The sequence below is a fragment of the Micropruina sp. genome (assembly GCF_027492755.1).
Lineage (GTDB): Bacteria > Actinomycetota > Actinomycetes > Propionibacteriales > Propionibacteriaceae > Micropruina.
In genome coordinates this window covers 1-4484 of the sequence record NZ_JAPUED010000146.1, presented here as the reverse complement: position 1 = coordinate 4484, position 4484 = coordinate 1, and the positions used below count along the sequence as shown (strand labels likewise).

The window sequence follows — 4484 nt, the reverse complement described above, 5'->3', positions numbered from 1 at the left end:
CCGCGCCACAGCGGGTGGACCGCGGACTCCCCCGGCCCGCCGGCGATGGTGCGGACGTCGTCCAGGACTGCCCCGGACGCCGACACCGCCAGCCGTCCGGTCCGAATCAGGCAGGCATCCCACGGCATGTCGGGGTGCCGCCACTCCATCCAGGCCAGGCGTCCATCACGGCTCAGCTCAGGACAGGCGTAGAAGTCGGCACCCTCGGCGATCACGGCTCCGCCGTCGGCGTTCGTGACGTCCAAGCGCAGCACGACAAGGCAGTTCACCGGTTCACCGGGCGCGGAATGGTCCTCCCGGACGGCGAGCACGATGCCCAGCTCGGGCCAGACCCGCAGGTCGGCGAAGCGCTGCCGCGAACCCTCGGGGGTCAGCGGGTGCGGTCCGTCGTGGTCCAGCCGCAGCAGCTGCCCGGACGGGTCGGAACTGATCACCACCACGCCGTTGCGGGCGTCCCAGGCGCCGCCGCCGTACTCGTGCACCCGGGTTCGCACGCTCAGGCCCGGCGCCACCTCGGTCACCACGCCGTCCCGCTCACGCAGCAACGCGACCCGCCCCGCCTCGGCCGGACGGCCCTGCGTCCAGTAGAGGTCGGCGCCGTCGTAGCGCGGTTCGCCGAGCCGGACGCCGCCGCTCGCCAGGTCGGCAGCCGAGATCGGGGACGGCCAGGAACCATGGGGCACGGTGCTCATTCCCCCACCGTAGAGGGCCGGACCTGCCGTCGCCCTGGCGGCGAGATCCCGGATCAAGTCCGGGAGCACGGAGTCGGCCGCCCTGGGATGACGGACCCCGCCGAGGAACCTCTCCCCACGGAGATCCCGGATCAAGTCCGGGATGACGAACCCCCACCTCGTCCTCCCGGCGCACGCCAGGATCTCTCGTCGTTCCAGCGGCGCGAACGAGCAGACTGCGGGGTGACCGAATGTCCTAGTCATAGCAGCTTCCGATCAGCCGATGAGACACCGCCATTCGAGCGCTGGACCTCTTCGCAAAGCGGCCTCCGGGCGCGGAGCTAACTACTATCGTGCGTAGTAGCAAACGTCTGGAGAGGCCCGATGTCCCGCGTCCTGAACAAGAAGCTACGCAAGAAGCTCACCACCGCTGCCGAGGCAGCCACGCTGATCAAGCCCGGCACGAACGTGGGCATGAGCGGCTTCACCGGTGCCGGCTACCCGAAGGAGGTGCCGGGTGCGCTGGCGTCCGAGATGAAGGCTGCGCACGAGCGGGGCAAGGACTTCCAGATCGGCCTGTTCACCGGCGCCTCGACCGCCCCCGAGCTCGACGGTCTGCTCGCGGAGGTCGACGGCATCAGTTTCCGGACGCCGTACCAGTCCGACCCGATCATGCGCCGCAAGATCAACCAGGGAACGGCCGAGTACGCCGACATCCACCTGTCGCACCTGGCCCCGATGATCTGGGCCGGCAGCATGGGCAAGCTGCACACCGCCGTCGTCGAAGTCACCGCGATCAAAGAGGACGGCCTGTTGGTGCCGTCGTCGTCGATCGGCAACAACAAGACGTTCCTCGACCGGGCCGAGCAGATCATTCTCGAGGTGAACTCGTGGCAGTCCGCCGACCTGGAGGGCATGCACGACATCTACTACGGCACCCGGCTGCCACCTGAGCGGCAGCCGGTGATGCTCACCCACACCGGTGACCGGATCGGTCAACGCAACTACCGGGTCGACCCCGACAAGGTGGTCGCCGTCATCGAAACGGACGCGGCCGACCGCAACACGCCGTTCAAGCCCGCCGACGCCGACTCGAAGAAGATGGCCGGCTTCTACCTGGAGTTCCTCACCCACGAGGTGAAGCGCGGACGCCTGCCCAAGGATCTGCTACCGCTGCAATCGGGCGTCGGCAATGTGGCGAACGCGGTATTGGCCGGGCTACTCGAAGGGCCGTTCGACTACCTCACCTCCTACACCGAGGTGATTCAGGACGGCATGGTCGACCTGATCGATTCGGGCAAGATGGTCGTCGCCTCGGCCACTGCGTTCTCACTGTCACCTGAATATGCCGAGCGGATGAATGCCGAAGCCCGGCGCTATCGGGACAAGATCGTGCTGCGGCCGCAGGAGATTTCGAACCATCCCGAGATGATTCGGCGACTCGGCATCATCGCCTGCAACGGCATGATCGAGGCCGACATCTACGGCAACGTGAATTCCACCCACATCATGGGCTCGCGCATGCAGAACGGCATCGGCGGCTCGGCCGACTTCACCCGCAACGCCTTCATCTCTGCGTTCGTCACCCCGTCGATCGCCAAGGGCGGCGCGATCTCGTGCATCGTGCCGATGGTCAGCCACCACGACCACACTGAACACGACGTCCAGGTGCTGATCACCGAGCAAGGGCTGGCCGACCTGCGGGGCAAATCACCCAAACAGCGGGCCCGGCTGATCATCGAGAACTGCGCGCATCCGAGCTACCGGCCGATGCTGCGGGAGTACTTCGAGCACGCCCAGAAGGTCTGCAACGGCATGCACACCCCGCACGATCTGCGGCAGTCGCTGAGTTGGCATCAGCGCTTCCTCGAGACCGGCACGATGCAGCCCGCCTGACCCTCGGCCCTGGTCCGTGACACAGCGTGGTGTCCGGCACCAGGGCCCTCCCTAACTATCTCTGCCCTCCCGTCGACGGGAGGGCAGAGATAGTTAGGGAGGGTTTGCCGTCGGGCCGGGGTGGGCGGATCGGGGCGCTACAGGCCGAGCAACGTCTGGAGTTCGGCGACGTCATGCACCACGGCGGTCGGTTCGATCGCGGTGAGTTCCTCGACGCTGGCGGCACCCCAGGTGACGCCGACGCTGCGCATGCCGGCGGCCTGGGCGGCCTGCATGTCGACCACGGCATCACCGACGTAGACGGCGTCGGCAGGGTCGGCACCCACTCGGCGCAGGGCGTGCAGCAAGGGTTCGGGTGACGGCTTGTGTGCAGTGGTGTCCTCCTCGGTCGCGAGCAGGGGGACGCGTCCGGTCAGTCCGACGCATTCCAGGCTCAGCAGCGCCGAGTCGTGACGCTTCGAGGTGACCACCCCGAACGGTCGCTCAGCGGCGTGCAGGGCATCGATCAGTTCAGCCACACCGTCGAACGGCCGCACGTAGGCGTGGTGCTGGGCGAGGTTCCATTCCAGGTAGTGAGCGGTCAGTTCGTCGGCGCGCCCGGGGGCGAGCCGGGTGAAGGTCTCGTTCAGTGACCGTCCGATCCACTCCTTGCATTGGTCGAACGTCGGCTCCCAGCCCAGCAACTCCGAAACCGTGCGTTTGAAGGTCGCCACGATCAGCGGAACGGTGTCAGCGAGGGTGCCGTCGAGATCGAACAGAACGGTCGAGGGAGGCGCGAAATTCACCGGTTCAGCGTAGTGGCTCGGGCGTCCGCGGCCCGACCCCGTCACCTCTCGGATACACTGACCGGTCCAAATCGGCCCCCTCATTCCTTCCCTGAACCGCCGTCTCGCCCATTAGGGTGTTTTCAGCAGACAGCCCCGCCCAAAGATGAGCGGGGCTCCGGGGGGCGAGCGTGACGGGCGGGCCACCGGTTTGCAACGACACGAACAAGGCACGACAAGGAGGAGCGATGGCTGACACCCCCGCCAAGCCACGCGGACGCCGACCAGGCCGCGCAGACACCCGAGGTGTCATCTGCCGAGCCGCACTTGCATTGTTCTCGAGCGTCGGTTACGACAAGGTCTCGCTGCGGGCGATCGCCCGGGAGGCTGATGTCGACCCCGCACTGATTCACCACTATTTCTCCAGCAAGTCCGATCTGTTCGCCGAGGTCGTGCTCGATCTGCCGTTGGACGCCGAGCGTCTGGTCGCCGACGTGCTGAACGGCCCCCGCGACCGAATCGGCCCGGCCGCGGTCGCGGCTTTCCTCGCCGCCTACGACGCACCGGACGGTGCCCGGGAGCGATTCACCGCGATGCTGCGCTGGGCCGTCGCGCAGGGTGGCCCGCAGCGCCCCCTCACCGAGTTCATGTCCAAGGAGGTGTTCGGCGCGATCGCCGAGAGGCTGGGCCACAGCGACTTCAAGCTGCGGGGCCAACTGGCGGTCAGCCTGGTGCTGGGCATGGCGCTGAGCCGCTACGTGCTGCCCGTGCCCACCCTGGCCAACACCGAGGACCGGGTGATCATCGAAAGCCTCGGCCGGGCAATGCAACAACTCCTGGTCGAAGAGTGGTGACTGGTCGAAGAGTGGTGAGGTGCTGATTCGATGCCTCGGTAGGCTGGTCGCGGACTCAGGAGGACGATGAGCTGGCCAGCACCCACCGGAGAGCCGGTGAACCCCAACCGGGACCCCTCGGGCGCGCCCGCACCCTTCCCGGACAGCTATCCCGCCCGCCCGCAGATGCCCGGCGCCGAGACTGCCCAGGCGCCCGGGATGCATCAACCGGCGCATGTCCCGGCCGCAGCGCCCGCGTCCGTGACGTCCGGTGGCGCGTCGCCCGATGTCACGTCCGGGCCGGTCGCGGGTGGGCAGCT

Annotated in this window: 4 protein-coding genes and 1 pseudogene; 3 read left to right on the top strand and 2 right to left on the bottom strand. The window is 67.7% G+C overall.

All coding sequences use genetic code 11. From position 1 onward, the window contains the following. Positions 1-692 (bottom strand): annotated as a pseudogene (locus Q0066_RS10590) (S9 family peptidase); the annotation flags it as partial. Between the two features lie 363 nt (positions 693-1055). Here Q0066_RS10590 and Q0066_RS10585 point away from each other — a divergent pair. Further along, positions 1056-2567 (top strand): acetyl-CoA hydrolase/transferase family protein, encoded by a 1512-nt coding sequence (locus Q0066_RS10585; RefSeq protein WP_298132699.1) that lies wholly within the window; start codon positions 1056-1058, stop codon positions 2565-2567. A 137-nt stretch (positions 2568-2704) separates the two neighbouring features. Here the strand turns inward: Q0066_RS10585 and Q0066_RS10580 are convergent, their stop codons facing one another. Next, entirely contained in the window at positions 2705-3352 is a 648-nt protein-coding gene (locus tag Q0066_RS10580) for an HAD-IA family hydrolase (protein WP_298132697.1), read from the bottom strand. Positions 3353-3579: 227 nt separating this feature from the next. Between Q0066_RS10580 and Q0066_RS10575 the strand changes: the two genes are divergently transcribed. Then, a complete protein-coding gene (locus Q0066_RS10575; protein WP_298132695.1) occupies positions 3580-4185 on the top strand; it encodes a TetR/AcrR family transcriptional regulator in 606 nt (201 codons plus the stop codon). A 66-nt stretch (positions 4186-4251) separates the two neighbouring features. Then, the coding region (locus Q0066_RS10570; RefSeq protein WP_298132693.1) for a hypothetical protein at positions 4252-4484 on the top strand (233 nt) is incomplete at its 3' end.

What these genes read in the sequence shown, in the direction of transcription:
- Q0066_RS10575 (WP_298132695.1), top strand. Translation starts at nt 3,580, where the DNA reads ATGGCTGACACCCCCGCCAAGCCACGCGGACGCCGACCAGGCCGCGCA.
- Q0066_RS10585 (WP_298132699.1), top strand. Translation starts at nt 1,056, where the DNA reads ATGTCCCGCGTCCTGAACAAGAAGCTACGCAAGAAGCTCACCACCGCT.